Genomic DNA, 325 nt, shown 5'->3' with positions numbered 1-325 from the left:
TCCACTCCTCGACCAGGTACGGGCTGTCGAACAGGGAGATCGTCCGCTCGCGGTGGCCGATGCCAAGCACACTGTCGAAGGGGACGTGGTCGGCACTCCACGAGGTCGGCCCGCTCGTGGGGAAGGCATTGCGGCCGCTCGTCACCCGGCCCCCGTTCCGCCGGCGCAGCAGGTCGAGCAGGGATCCGGGAAGCGTGACGTCCAGCAGCCGCTCGGCCTCCAGAACCACCTGGTCGGTCACGGGCGGCTGCACTCCCCAGTCGCTGCCGGTGTCCCACAGGGACTGCTGAAGATCCTCGTAGCGCGCCATGCCGGGCATCGTAGG

At 69.5% G+C, this 325-nt stretch carries 1 pseudogene; it reads right to left on the bottom strand.

Annotation, left to right across the window (positions count from 1 at the left end):
- A pseudogene (locus tag PUR61_RS01555) lies at nucleotides 1–310 on the bottom strand (SMI1/KNR4 family protein); the annotation flags it as partial.
- Nucleotides 311–325 lie beyond the last annotated feature (15 nt).

It is taken from the genome of Streptomyces sp. BE20 (assembly GCF_036322525.1).
GTDB lineage: Bacteria > Actinomycetota > Actinomycetes > Streptomycetales > Streptomycetaceae > Kitasatospora.
The sequence above is the reverse complement of the archived record's forward strand: the minus strand, read 5'-3'. Positions and strand labels throughout refer to the sequence as shown.